Source organism: Paenibacillus sp. Paensp38 (assembly GCF_059491915.1).
On sequence record NZ_CP168516.1, the window covers coordinates 5,168,426 to 5,184,428 of the forward strand.

The following is a 16,003-nucleotide window of genomic DNA, read 5'->3' on the forward strand; positions in this document are numbered from 1 at the left end:
AGACTCGGGAGGTATGGGTATGCAAGAAGAGCTGGCAAAAGCGAACAAGGCAGCAAGAGGTGAGAATGTGAAAGGTGAGTTTCCGGTTATAACGACCGAACGTCTCGTATTACGAAAAATGGTAGCGACGGACAGCAAGGACATGTTGGAATACTTTTCAGATGAGCAGGTTATGAAGTTTTATGGACTGAGCCCGTTTGAGTCTGAACAGGATGTACTGGATGAGATCAGTTGGTATGATCGGATTTTTGAGACAGATCAGGGAATACGCTGGGCTCTTCAAACGAATGAAGGTAAAATCATCGGTTCTTGCGGGTTTCATAACTGGGACCAACGTCATCACCGGGCAGAAATGGGCTATGAATTGTCCAGAGACTATTGGGGCCAAGGGTTAATGTTGGAGGTACTTGTAGCTGTAATCGACTATGGGTTTAATACCCTCTCATTGAACCGCATTCAGGCGCTAGTAGAGCCAGAGAATGCACAATCCTTGCGTTTGCTCGAAAAAGCAGGCTTTCGGCAGGAAGGGCTCCTCTCCCAATATGAATTTACGTCCGGGAAATATGATGATCTTTACATGTGCGCGTTGGTCAAATCAGAGTATATCAATCGTTCTCAGTAATGATAGATGTAGGTGAATCAAGCAGGGGAGCATGGATAGGAAGAAGGTTGATCATTGTACAACATGATCGACCTTCTTTTTGGATAAAGCAATAAAAAACCCCTTAAAGAAGGGGATTGGTGCTGGGTGTTGTAGGGTTACAATTCGTGTCGCTAAGATCAGGATTGGTAGAGAGGTCGCGATAATGGCTGAGCTTATATTTAATAATTTTTTGGGTCTCCATAAGTCTGGAGATTTCTTGTTGAATCTTCTGATTATGTTTTTCAAGTAAGGAGTGTCTAATCGGAATGGTGCTGTTGCCTTGCATCGAAAGTTCTCGATAATGCTTCATTTCCTCTATGGTCATTCCAGTGGCTTTTAATCGGGTTAGAAAGATAATCCCCAGAATCTGATCTCTACTGTAGAACCTGTGTCCGTTAGCCTTTCGTTCTGCATAAGGCAGCAAGCCAATTCGCTCGTAATAGCGTATGGTATCCTCTGTTAAACCTGTTAGTTCTGCAGCTTGACGAATAGAGGTTATCGTCTCCGGAATTTCCTGCAAAGTACCCCACTCCTTCACTGTAACGATTACCAAGGCACTTCTCCATTCGAGTCGAAAAATCCTCCTGACGGCCCGTCATTATTTAAAGCGGCTAAACGTACAACGACAGCAGCAGCCTGTTGTACCGAACCCGGTCCTGTAAAGCCGTTTAAGTCAGTGGCGGTAAAGCCAGGGTCAGCCGAATTAATTTTGAGAGGTGAGTCTTTGAATTCTTTGGCAAGGGTGACGGTGAACATATTAACCGCTGCTTTGCTGCTATTGTAGGCAAGCAAATTAAATTGTGCATGCTCATGTTCAGGATCGCTATTATAGGTTAATGAACCGAGGCCACTCGACAAGTTAACGATTCTACCGCATGGAGATTCTTGCAATAAAGGCAGCATGGCTTGCGTCACGGCGACCAAACCGAAAAAGTTTGTTTCATACGTTTCTCTTAAATCGTCCAAAGAAAACTGACTTGGAGGAGTGGCTCCTCCCAAAGATATACCGGCATTGTTGATGAGTACATCAAGGGAACCGAATTCTTGTTTGATCTGTTGGACTGCGGAATCAATCGTACTGTGATTCGTCACGTCTAACAAAATCAATCGGGCTTTTACTCCCTCATTAGCCAACTTAGCCACCGCTTCCCGGCCGCTCTGCTCATTCCGTGAGCCAATCAGGATTGTATAACCCATACCCCCCAATTGTCTGGCTGTTTCATACCCGATGCCTTTGTTGGCCCCAGTAATAAGAACTGTTTTTCCAATGGTCATGAGTGATTCCTCTTTTCATTATTCTTGAATTTGGCGGCCACCATGCTTTAAATGTACTACTTGGAGTATACTTAAAGTCAACACAAAACCAGCAAAAATATAGCTCGAAATGCCGTGGACATTCTTTAACTTGGAAGATGGGAGAATGGAATGAATAAAAGGCAAATGGAAATTTTACGCATGTTGTTAACTGAACCGGACCGGTTGTGGTTAGCGCAGGATCTGGCGGATCTGACCGACTGCTCTGAAAAGACGATCCGCAACGATCTGAAAGTAATTGAAGATTATATCGTCAAGCATTCTGATGCCAATCTGGTGAGAAGGCCGGGACGCGGCATTTATCTGGAGATGGGTGAAGCGGATCAGAATGAATTGTTCCATCGACTGTATGCGGACGAGAGTACGGCCCAACATGAGTCGGATGAGGAAAGGGTACTGCATCTCGCCTATCGGCTCTTGATGAATGCCAAGCCTGTGACCATCCAGGATCTAGCTTCACAGTATTATGTGAACAAGACGGTAATTCGTAGAGATATGGAGAAGATTGATGGCTGGCTACACAGCTTTGATCTGGCCTTAATTACCAAGCAGCGCGTAGGCTTGACCATCCTAGGCTCTGAGAAAAATAAGCGCATCGCTTTGGCGCGGATGAACCAGCTGATTGACAGTCCTGAGTTAACAGGACAGTTGATGCGCAAACAGTTTGAATCGCACGAGATTACAACCATAAATCATGAATTAAAAGCATTGCAAAAACGCAATGAGCTCAGCTTTACTGACGAAGCTTTCGAAGCTCTAATGCTGCATATCCTCTTAATGGTCAAACGAACCAAGATGGGACAACCCATTTCCCTCTCCAAGCAGGACATTGCCTTTTTGCAGGAGAGACGCGAATTTACATGGGCTATGTCTTTTTTGCAGCAGTTGCAAAAGTTGTTTGCCGTGCCTTTTTCCAAGGAAGAGACAGCGTATTTAACTCTGCACCTGCTTAGCGGGAAGTTCCGTTACCAGCAGGAGGAAAGAACAGGAAAACAAGGTGAGCTGGCAGATAGCCACCCGCTTTTGCCTGAGTTGATTGAGCAGTTAGTCCGGCGGATGTCCGAGCTGAATATGATTGCCTTTTCCAAGGACAAGATGTTGCTGAAAGGGTTGAATGTCCATTTATATACGACCCTGAACCGTCTTCAATATGGGTTGACCGTGTCCAATCCTATGCTGGCCGAGATCAAGAAGATGTACCCCTACATGTTCGACCGAGTTATTATTACGCTGGAAGAGGTGGGGAGATGGGTCCGGCTATCATTCCCCGAGGAGGAAGCGGCGTATTTAACGCTGCATTTTCAGGCTTCTGTGGAGCGATTGCACCGGAAAGAGAGTCATCCCCAGAGAGCCATTATCGTGTGTCACATGGGCATCGGTATGTCCCAACTGCTGCGCACCAAGGTGGAACGTAAATTTCCGGCTGTACATGTGGAGACCACCCTTTCCAAAGCAGAAGTCCAGGACTATCTGGCAGCCCAGGAGGTGGATCTCGTCATTACCACTGTAGATCTCCCAGAGATGAACATTCCGCACATTCTCGTCTCTCCCTTGCTGGATGCCAAGGACGAACGTCGACTGGAGCAAGTGATCCGACGACTGGATGAGCCGGAACATAGGGCAGCAGAAGAATCGGTATTTTTTAAATATACAACACCTTTTTTGGTCTTTCCCCAGCAGGAAGTGCAGCATCCGGAACAATTGATCTCCAAGCTGGCGCAAATACTGGAGGACAAAGGATATGTGGAGCCCGGTTATGTGGACAGCGTACTGGCGCGTGAGAAAATGTCGGCTACGACGATTGGAGGAGGCATAGCTATCCCGCATGGCGGTTCTGAATGGATAAGGCAGTCCTCTATTGTAATCGCTACCTTGAAGCAGCCGCTTACCTGGGGGACCGAGAAAGTAGAGCTTGTGTTCTTGCTTGCGGTTAAACAGGATGGGCGGGAAGAGATGCGCCAGTTATTCAAGGAATTGTCCCTGATCAGTGAGCAACCTGCTTTAGTTCATGCCTTATCTAAGGAGACCGATGCGATGAGATTATTAGGGAGAATGAAGGGATAAACTAAAATCAAAAAGCTGTGCTCTGGAGCAGGACTTATAGTTAAGTCCTGTTTTTTGTCGGTATAATTCCGTTTTTCCGAAAGTTCCGGTAAAAAGTTCGTCCGATAACAGCAAGATAGGCGTTTATACTATCAATGTAAGCGGAAACAACAGAGAGAAGGGGAATGACTATGAAGATATTAGCGATTACCTCATGTCCTAACGGAATTGCACATACGTATATGGCAGCTGAGAATCTGCAAAAGGCAGCAGCAAAGCTGGGCATCGAAATGAAGGTCGAGACGCAAGGCTCCATTGGAGTTGAAAATCAACTGACCGAGCAGGATATCCGTGAGGCAGATGGCATTATTATTGCAGCGGATAAAACGGTGGTTAAAGACCGCTTCGTCGGTAAGAAACTGCTGGTCGTTGGCGTACAGGATGGCATTCGCCGTCCAGAAGAATTGATCCAGCGGGTGATGAAGGGGAATGTACCTGTGCACCAAGCAGAGTCACGTACTGCCGAAGGTAGCTCACAGGAGAACAAACCGAAACAAAATCCCATCTACCGACACTTGATGAACGGTGTGTCCTATATGGTACCCTTCATCGTCATTGGGGGATTGCTCATTGCCATTGCGTTGACGATTGGCGGTGAGAAGACACCAGGCGGTCTGGTTATACCGGACGGTTCATTTTGGAAGACGGTTCAGGATATCGGCTCAGCTTCGTTTACCTTTATGATACCGATCCTCGCCGGATTTATCGCAATGAGTATTGCGGATAGACCGGGGCTTGCACCGGGTATGGTTGGCGGATTCATTGCTGCGAACGGCAGTTTTTATGGAAGTGAGGCGGGGGCCGGATTTATCGGCGGGATTATCGCTGGTTTTCTGGCGGGTTATGTTGCACTGGGTATTCGGAAAATGAAGGTTGGGCGAGCGTTACAGCCGATCATGCCTATTATTATTATCCCTGTATTGGCATCGTTAATTGTTGGATTAATCTTTGTCTTTGTGATTGGTGCTCCAGTCGCACAATTGTTTGAAGCTTTAACGGGCTGGCTTGCAGGTATGCAAGGTACAAGTTCAATTCTACTAGCATTGATTCTAGGTGCGATGATCTCCTTTGATATGGGCGGCCCTGTGAACAAAGTTGCTTTCTTATTCGGTTCGGCCATGATCGGCGAAGGGAATTATGAAATTATGGGGCCAATCGCCGTTGCGATTTGTATTCCGCCGATTGGGATGGGACTTGCAGCGATGATCAACAAACGTAAATTTGCACCTGCGGAACGCGAGGCCGGGAAGGCAACATTCACGATGGGGTTGTTCGGGATTACCGAAGGTGCGATTCCATTCGCGGCGCAAGATCCACTGCGTGTTATTCCCAGTATTATGGTAGGGTCCATGGTCGGTTCTGTCATCGCCATGTTGGGAAATGTAGGTGATAAGGTAGCTCACGGTGGACCGATTGTAGCTGTACTTGGTGCAGTGGACCATGTGCTTATGTTCTTCATTGCCGTTATTGTCGGCGTAGCCGTATCGGTTGTCCTGGTGAGCTTGCTGAAAAAAGATATTGCAGCAACTGTAACTCCGGATGCTGCTGGGGAAGCGATGCCTGGACATTCTACCGCAGGAGCTGGACAATCTGCGATTACTACAACGGCCGTTGCGGAGTCATCAGTTTCAACAACTGTCACAAGTAACGGGCCAGCCGTGTCTTCGCAAGGCATTCACATTGAGAAACTGACGGATATTGTAACGATGGATCTGATTAATTTGGATCTGGAAGGAACGACACGAGATGCTGTGGTTGATGAAATGATCGGAGCACTTGAGAGAACTGGAGCTGTAAGCTCTGCCAGTGATTTCAAACAGGCGATATTAGCCAGAGAGGAAGAAGGATCAACAGGCATTGGAATGAATATTGCCATTCCTCATGGCAAATCGGAAGCTGTCCTGAAGCCAAGCGTGGTATTTGGCATCAAGCAAGGCGGTGTTGACTGGAATAGTGCAGACGGAAGTGAAGCAAAACTGATCTTTATGATTGCCGTACCGCGCAACAGCAAGGAAAATGCGCATCTGAAAGTGCTGCAAATGTTATCGCGTAAGCTGATGGACGATCATTTCAGAGAGGCGCTTCTGGCAGTTACTACGAAGGAAGAAGCATATCAATTGCTGGATCAGGTGCATTAATTCAATGCGATAAGAACCTAAAATAAAGAAAAGAGGCTCCCGAAGTTTCAGCCGGGAGCCTTTTTTTTGAGAAGGTCTTTGCGTGAGTCAGCGGCGTTCACCGCGTGATATAAGTATGATGCCGAGAAATACAAAGCCTGCACCAGCCAGATGAGCAAATGAGAAGGATTCACGGAGGATGATATAGGACAGCAGCAGTGTGCTGACGGGAATACAACCCGTGTATACAGCTGCTGTACTAGCCGGTACTCTTGATACACCCCTAAACCATAATACGTAGCCTAATGCGGTGACAAAGATACCATAATATAAGACTAGCCCAATCTCCCCTACACCAACGTGGTTAAAGTTGAACTGTTGGGCCTCCACAAAGGAACAAGCCAGGAACATGAGGAATGAAAAGAGTGTTATATACATGGTTCCAAGCAGGGAAGAGACATGGCTGGATAGCATCTTGCGTAACACTGTCAGTGCCGCTTCTCCGAACACAGCAGACAGAACAAGCAGCAGGCCAATGAACGAGGTTGCGTTAGGAGCATTGAACCAGAGCGCCGATATGTGAGGTGCTTGTAGTGCCAAAACACCGAGCAGTGAACAGGCAATCCCTAGTCCGGGGCGGAGCGTAATCTTTTCTCTCAGCAGCACATACGAAAGAAGTACAACAATAGCTGGGGTTAAGCTAGTTAAAATTCCGCTTTCGGAAGCAGAGGCGTAGGCCAGCCCGTACAGCATTAGGACACGGAAGAGAAACATGCCGACCAGTGCTTGAATGAACAGGATTAAGGCATCCCGTTTGCTGATCCTTAATGAATACTTCTTGATGAATACAATGGGTACCAAGAACAGAAGGGCAACAGCCAGACTGGCAGATTGCGATAAAAAAACAGGCAGCTGCATCACGACCAGTTTGCCGACTACCACAGAACTGCCGACAATGGAAGTGGCGATCACTAACTCCATGTAAGTCGAAAAGGTTGGTTTGTTCATTTTATCTCACCTCTTGTACAGATATTGATATATACTGTAGCAATAGAAACTGGGCACTTGTAGATCCAGTTGAAGAGGTTTTCGACAGTACCGCTTGGGGGGTAGCTATGTGGTTATCTATCGATAAGAATGTGACAGTTCCGATGCTGCGTCAGGTATATCAAGCAATACGGGACCGTATTTTAGCTGGAGAACTGAATGCAGGGTATAAACTTCCTTCGACCCGGGTGCTGGCCTTACAGTTGAACGTTTCCCGGAATGTTATCCTCGAAGCTTATGAAATGCTGCTAGCCGAAGGCTTAGCCATTGCGCGCTCAGGTTCAGGAACTTATGTAGCCGAAGGGGCCGTCCTTCCAGGTTATGTATCCGCACCGCCTATCGAGGCGTCTGCGTCTGCAGTGGAATCTGCATATTCAAATGAGATGTCAGTAATTTCCTTCCGGACAGGCCTTCCTGCATTGGAATTATTTCCGCGCAAATCATGGGCTGACTTGCTTCAGAGCGTATGCAAAGAGGCTCCTGATCTGGCACTAGGTTATGGCGATCCTGCTGGAGAGCCTGAGTTACGCAGGGAGCTAGCCGACTATTTGAGTCACACCAGAGGAGTGAAAGTCAGCCCGGAACATATTGTAATCACTAGCGGAGCAGTACAAGCGATTCAGCTTGTCACCCGTCTGTTACTGTCAGCTGGAGATGAAGCCCTGGTAGAGGAACCGACAAATGAAGATTTAAAAAGCATTCTGGCGGCCACAGGAGCCACACTGCGGAGTATGACTGTTGATGATTCGGGAGTTATAACAGCCGATCTGCCGCAAAAGAAACACCCCAAACTGGCATATCTGACACCCTCGCACCAGTTCCCGCTGGGGGGTATCTTGCCGATCCAAAGGCGGATCGAGCTAATTCAGTATGCAGCCCGGACAGGATGTCTTCTGCTCGAAGATGATTATGACAGTGAGTTCCGGTATGACGGGGCGCCCGTCCACTCCTTGCAGAGTCTGGACCCAGAACGGGTGCTATATGTCGGGACGTTTAGCAAAATATTATTCCCCGCGCTGAGGATCGGCTATATTGTTCTTCCCTCGTCACGAGTCGCTGATTTTATCCGTTTAAAGCAACTGGCGGATTACCAGACGGCGAGCCTGGAGCAAATTGTGTTGAGTCGGTTTATCAGGAAGCGACTCCTTCATAAACATGTACATAAGATGAAGAAAGTGTATGCCAAGCGTCGTCAAGTCCTGCTTGATAGCCTTGAGCAGCATTTTACAGGGCAATATCGGGTGTGTGGCCGATCGGCGGGTTTACATTTGGTAGCAGAGTTTCAGTTCCCGTTCCGAGAGGATTTGCCGAAATGTCTCCATAGTCAAAATGTATTTGCGGCACAGCTTGAAGGGAACCGGCTGCTCATGGGCTATGGGCATCTAAAGGAAAATGAAATTCGTGAAGGGGTTCGCAGAATCAGGAACGCACTGCAACGGTAGTAAACGCGAAAGCAGCCTATCCTTAGGTGAGGATAGGCTGCCCTTTTCATAGCAAGATATTGTGTTCCATCATCACTATTCATACGAGGTTTGAGCCACGCGTACTAGCATATGGGCAAGCGCATGCTGCTGCTCCTTGTCCCCCGCTTTCCACAGCTCCTGGAGGAGCTTCTCCTCGCGATTTCGCGGTTCTTCTTTGGCTGCCAGATATCCAGCTATCTTCTCAGCTGCTTTTGCGATCAATTCTTCATTCAAACCAATATTTTGAGCCATTTCAATCTTGTCGCTCAAATAACTTTTGAATGAATCAAAGCTGCCCAGAATGTCATCCTTTTTGCTGTCGTCTATCCGATTTAATACGTCATCTACCTTGTTCAAGGCCACTTCGCCTTCCTTATTCACAGCATGATTATGCTCTGCCATTTCTAACGCCTCCTCAAGATCGTTTTCTAGGATAAGGACTGCTTACGGTACGGTAGTACTTACCCCGGCTAACCAAAATGAAACCGATGAGAAGCGGAGTATTGCGGAGGTAATCGCTACATAAAGTCAAAAAAATAACGGATCACGTGAAAAAAAACGGGCGAGGTGTAGGTCAAGCTATCCACCCGACTTAAGTAGCTTTTTTTCAAAGCATCGAACTTGTCATCATCGCCGATTAATAAATCCCGCTTTAGCACGGAAACCGTTAAGCTGCCGAAGAAACCGCTCAAGCTGATCAGCATGCCGAAAATAATTCCAAATTTCAGGTCAAACGGCGTCAGATAGGGATAGATGAAATAGGAAGCCGCTATAGTTACGGGAAAAGCGAGTGCAAAGCCTTCCCAAGTTATATTGGGATTGGACGTCGGGACGATTTTCCGCTTTCCGAAATAAAGTGATGCAAGATAGTGTACGACATCATTGAGCTGCGTTAGTACCACTAGAAAAAGTACAAGTTTCGCTCCGTATTGCGGCGTAGCAAACTGAAAATAGGCCAGATGACTCAACCCGAAAACCATTAGCATGAGTCCCCACTGGGTCGAGCTGACACTGCGCAGAAATCCAACCGTTCCTTTGTTGATCAATCGTGGGAGCGGTAGCAGTAAGAATACATAGATAGGAATAAAGACAATAAACATTCCGTACCACCCGATATAAATCCAGTAAAATTGTACGGGAATCGCCAAGTACGCCCATAGAAACAATCTGCGATCAGCTTTTCTGGATCTAATCATGGAAAAGTATTCTTTTAGCGCAAAAAAGGTGAGTGCCATCAGGGAAAGCAGTGAAACGATCGGATTGAAAAGAGTTGCCAAGCAAAAGATAAAGAACATACCCCACCATGTCTTGATGCGAAGCCCAATAGCTGCATAGTCTTTGTCTGGCTGTGTTTTGACTACTACTATGTAAATCAGATGGATGACCAATAAGGCTGTAAAAATAAGGATTAACGTAAATAGCGAACTGTCCATTACCACTCACCAACTTATCACGAAATAGGGTTCCATTAGGGTTCCTATGTTATTATGAAGGAATAATTCAAACTTGATAAGGGGAAATTTCGTAAATGGTAGCAGATCAATCCGTCTTTATCTTGCTTACGAATACGGGAACGTTTCTTACGAGAGTCATTAAAAGCTATACGAGAGCGCCATATAATCACGCCTCCATTTCCTTCAACCGGGAACTTTCGGAGTTATACAGCTTCGGGAGAAAGACCCCTAATAACCCTCTGGATGGTGGTTTCGTGAAAGAGGATATTAAGACAGGTACATACAGCAGATTTCCGAATACAACATGTGTTATCTACGAGCTTCAAGTAACCGACCGTGAAGTTGAAAAAATGAAGCGAGTTTTACATGTATTTATCCGAAGTCGTCAAAAATATATGTATAACTTACTGGGTTTGATTGGTATTGCACTCAAAGAACCAGTCGAGTTCAGCAATTCTTATTTTTGTTCGCAATTCGTTGCGGAAATTTTACAGCGATCCGGCATAAAAATATGGAACAAGCTGCCCGCTCTTGTTACGCCAGACGATTTTCGGCAAAGTGATCGATTCCATTTGATCTACGAGGGGAAATTGAGCGAGTATGATCCTCAAGCTTGAGGATCAGCACCGCATAACTTAGACCTATTCCGGCACAATTACCTCAATATGACGCGGTAAAATACCAAGGTCGATAGGCAAAGACGGCCCTTCCTCGCCATCTACATTCGTACTGATCGGTTCTGCGGAGCTGACACTTACATGCTTTGCGGTAAAGTAAATAATATCACTATGATCCTTCAGGTTACCTAAAAATAAGGATATGCTGGCCGTCACGGTGTTCAATATATTAAGGTTTTTGAAAATAAAGCAGTGAAGCAGACCATCGTCAACAGCCGCATCGGGCGCCAGTTTCTCGAAACCGCCGACTGAATTGGTTAAAGCAGCCAAAAAGAGTGGGGATTCACCTTCCCAGGTTTTGTCATCATAGCGGACGATAAGTGAGTGGGCAGGATGGCCGATAAGCTCTTTCATGCCTTCTTTGAAGTAGGCAAATGTGCCAAACATGGACTTATCGTCTGATGATACAGCTGATAGTGATTCAGCAAGCGAACCTGTGGCAACAACATTGGCAAACATTCGGCCGTTTAAGAGGCCCATATCTACGTTTTTCACGCGGGCAGAAGTCAGTATACGGATCGCCAGCTCGGGACTTAGCGGAATTTGCAAGGCACGGGCAAAATCATTGACTGTCCCAAGGGGGATGATCCCCAGTCTTGGGCGATGGTCTTGATCAATGAAACCGTTGATGGTTTCGTGAAGTGTGCCATCCCCGCCGATGGAAACGACTAGGTCACAAGCTTCCTCACACGCATTAACGCAAAAACGGGTGGCGTCCAGTTCCTTTGCCGTTTCTTTAACCGTAACAACGTATCCTTGATCACGTAGAATTTCTTCTACGTTTCTGACATGTTGGAGAGATTCCTCTTTGCCGGAAGAGGGATTTACAATGACCATAGCTTTTTTCATATACATGTTCCTTTCTCTGGGGAGAGTTTGTTGTACCAACTCTTACCCGAAAAGCAGACCTTTAGACTCTAGATTAGACATGCGTTATATTTTAGTTACTATATAAAAGTAAATACAATCTGAATGGAGGATTTCAAATGAAAATCGCATTAACAGGAGCAACGGGGCAATTGGGTTCCATCGTGGTAGATACGTTGCTTACATCTGTCTCCACAAACGATCTTATTGTTAGTGTAAGAAATCCAGAAAAAGCAGAGAACTTACGGTCTCGTGGCGTTGATGTTCGTCATGGCGACTTTGATAAACCGGAGACGCTGGATCAGGCGTTTGCTGGAGTAGACCGATTGCTGATTATATCCGCAGACGGGGATAATGATACTAGAATCCGTCAGCATAAAGCGGCTGTTGATGCTGCTGTACGTGCTGGAGTAGGCTTCATCGCCTATACTAGCGCCGCCAATGCCGCTGACAGTACTCTATTCCTTGCACCCGTACATCGCATCACGGAGGAGTTCATTCGCGAGTCAGGTATTCCTTACTCCTTCTTGCGTAATAATTGGTACCTGGAGAATGAGGCAGGCACGATCCAATCCGTACTCGCGGGGGCTCCTTGGCTTACCTCGGCAGGGACCGGTAAAGTAGGTTGGGCTACCCGCGCAGATTATGCGCAAGCAGCTGCAACCGTTTTGTCTGGCGAAGGGCATGAGAATACAATATATGAGCTCTCCGGTAAGCCGATTACCCAAGAAGAGTTTGCAGCGATACTGGCTGAGGTTCTAGGCAAAGATGTTCCTGTACAGCAGGTGGATGATGCTACGTATGCCGAGGTTATGCTCGGTGCGGGAGTCCCGGAAGGTGCAATCCCTATTGTGGTCGGTATTCAACAAGCGATTCGTGAAGGAGCCTTGGATGTCGTAAGCAGCGATTTTGAAAAGCTGTTGAAACGCTCCCTTACACCGCTTAGCCAAGGAATTAGTGAACTAATCAAGCAAATCCAAGCATAATAAACGTGCCGTAAAACGGATGCTGCCTACCTAGGCAACATCCGTTTTTAGTTATATGTTCACCTATGGACATTTTCAGCAGACAGAACGCTTACATATGAGGTGCAACAATACTCAGATTAGTTTCATCCATGAGTGGAATCGTGACGGATTATCCAATATACTTGTAGGGAACTCCAAGGAAGACTTGGAGCAAGCTTGGTCTATCCAGGGAAGCTTAGCACAGCAGTAGAATTTGAAAATGAATGGAGTACATAATACCATGTCTAATTTACCAAATTGTCCTGAATGTAATTCAGAGTACACTTATGAGGATCGCAGTCTTTTCATTTGTCCGGAATGCGCTCATGAGTGGTCTACCGAGTCAGAAGCGGTAAGCAGTGAAGACATTAAGATCGTCAAAGATGCGAATGGTAACATTCTGCAGGATGGTGACTCTGTAACTGTCATTAAAGACCTTAAAGTGAAGGGAAGCTCATCCGTCTTAAAAATCGGCACCAAAGTAAAAAACATCCGTCTGGTGGATGGCGATCACGATATTGACTGCAAAATTGATGGTTTTGGAGCAATGAAGCTAAAATCGGAGTTTGTAAAAAAGAATTAAAATGTAAGAAAGGAGAAGCCGAGGGCTTCTCCTTTTTTTGTTTATAAGGGCGCTAACCATACGGTGCCTGTTCCCCTGTACACATTTACCAGCCCTTCGCCGGAAGCAGCCGAGCCCATTTTGGTTTTTCCAGATTTTTCGACGGTGAACTGTAAGGTATTGGACCACATGAGGGCAAAGTTACCATCCACCTTCAGCACATCATTTTGCAATTCTATAACGACCGCTTCCTCGGAAGGGATTGGCGCTTGAAGTGCCAGAACTCCTTTTCCGCGGGCGCTTAAATTAAATAACCCTTCTCCACCCAGTGCGGCAGAGGAAAGATTACTACGTGCAACGACGGATATGTCCAGCGTCGTGTCACAAGCCAAAAACAAGCCGTCTTCGATGGCAATATCATCATTGTCGACATCAATAAGCCAAATATATTGGTAGGTAGGCTCCAGCATAATGGTACCCGTGCCTTTATAGTGCGGTTTAATGGCACCTGTCCCTGTTACAGCGCCGGACACCAAGTTTCGCATTAAGCCTCCCACGCCTTTTACACCGGTAGTCATTTCCATGCTACCCACAGTATATTGCATGGCTCCCGCCTTCATCATAATCTCACTATTGTTGATTTCGATCATGAGTTGCTTGCGGCGCATGTTACTTTTGCTCATATAGTAATTGTCTTGCGCAGCCGCAACCGAGGTGCAGCTCAAATCTGTTATGTATTCCAGTACCGTAAATCCGCCTAATTGGTCAGTGATAGCAACATTGCTGTTATCCTTTAAATTATTAATAACAAAAGCCATAAATGTAAGTGCCTCCTTGTTGTATTCATGGTGTGGGGATGGGAAACTTCTTTGTTCCATACAATATTCGACAAAGAGACTTCTTTTCCTGCGGCGAATCTTGACACTTCCCTTGGCTGATTTTCAGACTCAGAAAAGGAGAGCTTGAAAAAGATGCGAAAAAAGTTCAATATAAAGATATCGGTTTTTAAAATGATTGGCTTCGAAAGCAGCCGAATGAGAATGAAACATGAAAATAGGGGGTAGAGCAAGTGGAGATAGGGATAAGCACGTTTGTAGAAACAACGCCGGATCCCCAAACGGGGGAGGTTATCAGTCACGCACAACGAATACGTGAAGTGGTCGAGGAGATTGTGCTTGCAGATCAGGTAGGGCTGGATGTGTACGGCGTCGGGGAGCATCATCGTAAAGATTATGCGGCATCTGCACCTGCTGTTATCCTCGCTGCTGCTGCTGCACAGACCCAGCGGATTCGATTAACCAGTGCAGTTACGGTACTTTCATCGGATGATCCCGTACGTGTGTTTCAGGATTTTGCTACACTGGACGGCATTTCGAATGGACGAGCTGAGATTATGGCAGGCCGGGGCTCTTTTATCGAATCGTTCCCGTTATTTGGGTATGATTTGGATAACTACGATGAGTTATTTGATGAAAAACTGGAGCTGTTATTGAAAATCCGAGAATCCGAGAAAGTCACCTGGAAGGGCGGACATCGGCCTGCAATTCACAATTTGGGCGTGTATCCGCGTCCAGTTCAAAATCCGTTGCCCGTATGGATTGGGAGTGGGGGGAATCAGGAATCTGTGGTTCGTGCAGGATTGCTCGGTTTGCCATTGGTTCTGGCGATTATCGGGGGTAGCCCTGTACAGTTTGCCCCGTTGGTGGAACTATATAAAAAAGCCGCGAGGCATGCCGGTCATGATGCATCGCTGCTTCCGGTTGCATCACACTCACATGGTTTTATCGCAGAGACTACTGAGCTGGCAGCGGATAAGTTCTTCCCTTCCACTCAGCAGAGCATGAATGTGCTTGGGCGTGAACGCGGTTGGGGCCCTTACACTCGCTCCAGCTTCGATGCCGCACGCAGCTTTGAAGGAGCGTTATATGTAGGTGATTCAGACACGGTTGCCAAGAAAATCATTCATCTCCGTAAACAGGTAGGCATTACACGTTTTCTGTTGCACGTGCCCGTCGGTACGATGCCGCATGACGATGTCATGAGAGCTATTGAGCTATTGGGAACAGAGGTAGCACCACGGGTTCGTGAAGAGATATCCAAGTGGGAATCCGAGAGTAAATAGGTGGATTGATCTCAGTAGACAAAGGAGAAAGGGGCAGACCATGAGCGATATGGCCGCTCCTTTCTTAACTCTAAAATAATCTATATATGAGCTGATCAGATCATTTTTTATTTTGTCCGTTTTTTATGCGTGATGCGCTTTTGCAACAGGGTTTTACCTTGTTTTAGTCTCTTAGGTTTAGCAGGGACTCTGCGCAGGATAGGTTTCTCTTGGATTGCCTTGGAAGGCAATGTCATGCGGAGTGTGGATGATGCAGGTTTTCTTTGACTGCTGCTCGTTACAAAGTTGATGGTGTAGTCCAAGACGAACGGACTAACTGCGATTCTCCGCAGTCCCACGCTTCTACAAGTGGTACAGCCTGTATCCCAGCACCAATTGAAGGCATTCTCAGGAACTTGAGTGAAATATGAACCCCGCCATTCGCGTCCAAAATCATCTTCAGCGTAATAAAAGAACGTATTCCCTCCTGCGAAGCCGCTCCAAACCTGAATAGTCTGTCCAGGGTTAACACGGTACCAGCCTGCTTTAGAATAGTTAACAGGAGTACAGCTGAAGTCCGGATAGGCAAAGACCACAAAGATAGCCGCATTGGTACTGTTGCGAAAATTGAGACCCATTTGTCGTCAC

16 protein-coding genes are annotated in these 16,003 nt (G+C 46.6%); 8 read left to right on the plus strand and 8 right to left on the minus strand.

Translation table 11 applies throughout. The features are described from left to right. Positions 1–67 precede the first annotated feature (67 nt). Positions 68–622 (plus strand): GNAT family N-acetyltransferase, encoded by a 555-nt coding sequence (locus ACEN8J_RS22860; protein ID WP_029518871.1) that lies wholly within the window; start codon positions 68–70, stop codon positions 620–622. Between the two features lie 103 nt (positions 623–725). Here the strand turns inward: ACEN8J_RS22860 and ACEN8J_RS22865 are convergent, their stop codons facing one another. Both ACEN8J_RS22865 and ACEN8J_RS22870 read right to left on the minus strand, forming a co-directional pair. Continuing rightward, the gene (locus ACEN8J_RS22865; protein WP_239645250.1) at positions 726–1,196 is read right to left on the minus strand and encodes a MerR family transcriptional regulator; all 471 of its coding nucleotides are present in this window, start codon (positions 1,194–1,196) and stop codon (positions 726–728) included. After that, positions 1,190–1,918: an SDR family oxidoreductase gene (locus ACEN8J_RS22870; protein ID WP_029518869.1), complete on the minus strand. Its 729-nt coding sequence runs from the start codon at positions 1,916–1,918 to the stop codon at positions 1,190–1,192. Before ACEN8J_RS22870 ends, ACEN8J_RS22865 begins: the two co-directional genes overlap by 7 nt. A gap of 150 nt (positions 1,919–2,068) precedes the next feature. On the opposite strand from ACEN8J_RS22870, the gene ACEN8J_RS22875 reads away from it, so the two are divergent. Next, positions 2,069–4,021 carry a BglG family transcription antiterminator gene (locus ACEN8J_RS22875; protein WP_029518868.1) on the plus strand — a complete coding sequence of 651 codons (1,953 nt, stop codon included), beginning with the start codon at positions 2,069–2,071 and terminating at the stop codon, positions 4,019–4,021. A 170-nt stretch (positions 4,022–4,191) separates the two neighbouring features. Further along, positions 4,192–6,198 (plus strand): PTS fructose transporter subunit IIABC, encoded by a 2,007-nt coding sequence (locus tag ACEN8J_RS22880; RefSeq protein WP_029518867.1) that lies wholly within the window; start codon positions 4,192–4,194, stop codon positions 6,196–6,198. 87 nt (positions 6,199–6,285) lie between these two features. On the opposite strand, the gene ACEN8J_RS22885 is transcribed toward ACEN8J_RS22880, so the two are convergent. Next, complete coding sequence (locus ACEN8J_RS22885; RefSeq protein WP_029518866.1) at positions 6,286–7,185, minus strand: DMT family transporter; 900 nt, start codon at positions 7,183–7,185, stop codon at positions 6,286–6,288. Positions 7,186–7,292: 107 nt separating this feature from the next. Between ACEN8J_RS22885 and pdxR the strand changes: the two genes are divergently transcribed. Next, positions 7,293–8,666 carry a MocR-like pyridoxine biosynthesis transcription factor PdxR gene (pdxR, locus tag ACEN8J_RS22890; RefSeq protein WP_029518865.1) on the plus strand — a complete coding sequence of 458 codons (1,374 nt, stop codon included), beginning with the start codon at positions 7,293–7,295 and terminating at the stop codon, positions 8,664–8,666. Positions 8,667–8,741: 75 nt separating this feature from the next. Here pdxR and ACEN8J_RS22895 read toward each other — a convergent pair whose 3' ends face one another. Next, positions 8,742–9,089 carry a DUF3243 domain-containing protein gene (locus ACEN8J_RS22895; RefSeq protein WP_029518864.1) on the minus strand — a complete coding sequence of 116 codons (348 nt, stop codon included), beginning with the start codon at positions 9,087–9,089 and terminating at the stop codon, positions 8,742–8,744. A gap of 116 nt (positions 9,090–9,205) precedes the next feature. After that, the gene (locus ACEN8J_RS22900) at positions 9,206–10,120 is read right to left on the minus strand and encodes a phosphatidate cytidylyltransferase (RefSeq protein WP_029518863.1); all 915 of its coding nucleotides are present in this window, start codon (positions 10,118–10,120) and stop codon (positions 9,206–9,208) included. Between the two features lie 95 nt (positions 10,121–10,215). Between ACEN8J_RS22900 and ACEN8J_RS22905 the strand changes: the two genes are divergently transcribed. Further along, positions 10,216–10,758: a hypothetical protein gene (locus tag ACEN8J_RS22905; protein WP_023991046.1), complete on the plus strand. Its 543-nt coding sequence runs from the start codon at positions 10,216–10,218 to the stop codon at positions 10,756–10,758. Between the two features lie 24 nt (positions 10,759–10,782). Here ACEN8J_RS22905 and ACEN8J_RS22910 read toward each other — a convergent pair whose 3' ends face one another. Next, on the minus strand, positions 10,783–11,667 hold the full coding sequence (locus ACEN8J_RS22910; RefSeq protein ID WP_049817066.1) for a diacylglycerol/lipid kinase family protein: 885 nt from the start codon (positions 11,665–11,667) through the stop codon (positions 10,783–10,785). Between the two features lie 137 nt (positions 11,668–11,804). On the opposite strand from ACEN8J_RS22910, the gene ACEN8J_RS22915 reads away from it, so the two are divergent. Next, complete coding sequence (locus ACEN8J_RS22915; RefSeq protein WP_029518862.1) at positions 11,805–12,671, plus strand: SDR family oxidoreductase; 867 nt, start codon at positions 11,805–11,807, stop codon at positions 12,669–12,671. Between the two features lie 262 nt (positions 12,672–12,933). Continuing rightward, positions 12,934–13,275: a zinc ribbon domain-containing protein YjdM gene (locus ACEN8J_RS22920; RefSeq protein WP_029518861.1), complete on the plus strand. Its 342-nt coding sequence runs from the start codon at positions 12,934–12,936 to the stop codon at positions 13,273–13,275. A 41-nt stretch (positions 13,276–13,316) separates the two neighbouring features. Here the strand turns inward: ACEN8J_RS22920 and ACEN8J_RS22925 are convergent, their stop codons facing one another. Then, the gene (locus ACEN8J_RS22925; protein ID WP_029518860.1) at positions 13,317–14,072 is read right to left on the minus strand and encodes an AIM24 family protein; all 756 of its coding nucleotides are present in this window, start codon (positions 14,070–14,072) and stop codon (positions 13,317–13,319) included. 251 nt (positions 14,073–14,323) lie between these two features. Here ACEN8J_RS22925 and ACEN8J_RS22930 point away from each other — a divergent pair, with 251 nt between their 5' ends. After that, positions 14,324–15,376: an LLM class flavin-dependent oxidoreductase gene (locus ACEN8J_RS22930; RefSeq protein WP_069012299.1), complete on the plus strand. Its 1,053-nt coding sequence runs from the start codon at positions 14,324–14,326 to the stop codon at positions 15,374–15,376. 107 nt (positions 15,377–15,483) lie between these two features. Here ACEN8J_RS22930 and ACEN8J_RS22935 read toward each other — a convergent pair whose 3' ends face one another. Next, positions 15,484–15,993, minus strand: a complete 510-nt coding sequence (locus tag ACEN8J_RS22935; RefSeq protein WP_029518858.1) for a DUF1036 domain-containing protein — start codon at positions 15,991–15,993, stop codon at positions 15,484–15,486. Positions 15,994–16,003: the final 10 nt, after the last annotated feature.